Source organism: Arthrobacter sp. Br18, assembly GCF_000520555.1.
Lineage (GTDB): Bacteria > Actinomycetota > Actinomycetes > Actinomycetales > Micrococcaceae > Arthrobacter_D.
Genome location: NZ_KI914888.1, coordinates 11,386 through 12,025 on the forward strand (window position 1 = coordinate 11,386; position 640 = coordinate 12,025).

General features: G+C 65.6%; 1 pseudogene. It reads left to right on the forward strand.

Features of this window, described 5'->3' with window-relative positions:
• Positions 1–250: 250 nt before the first annotated feature.
• Positions 251–640: pseudogene (locus Y704_RS25585) on the forward strand (hypothetical protein); the annotation flags it as partial.

Below are 640 nucleotides of genomic sequence, written 5' to 3' on the forward strand. Positions count from 1 at the left end.
GCTCCTCATGGGCATGATGGTGGTGCACGGAGCGCAGGCCGGCGGCTTCTCACCGATCGCCGTCTACGGCGTCATCGTCAACGGCATCGTCGCCGACACCGGCTTCGAGTCGAGCCCCCTCGCCATTTTCCTCGCAAGCTTCATCTTCAACCTGCTGATCGCCATCGTCCTGTTCATCGTCCTCGGCGGACGCAAGCTGATGTCCAGCCGCATCGGGCACTTCGTGGAGGAAGCCGCCGAGGCACGCATGAGCGTGAGTGCCGGAGCGAGGGCAGCGCGCCCGTCGCCCTCGGCTTCGCCGCCCGCCACAAAATCAGTCCGCTCCTCATGGGCATGATGGTGGTGCACGGAGCGCAGGCCGGCGGCTTCTCACCGATCGCCGTCTACGGCGTCATCGTCAACGGCATCGTCGCCGACACCGGCTTCGAGTCGAGCCCCCTCGCCATTTTCCTCGCAAGCTTCATCTTCAACCTGCTGATCGCCATCGTCCTGTTCATCGTCCTCGGCGGACGCAAGCTGATGTCCAGCCGCATCGGGCACTTCGTGGAGGAAGCCGCCGAGGCACGCATGAGCGTGAGTGCCGGAGCGAGGGCAGCGGATGTCACCTTCAAGGGCTCCGGCAGCGGAACCTACGGCCCGC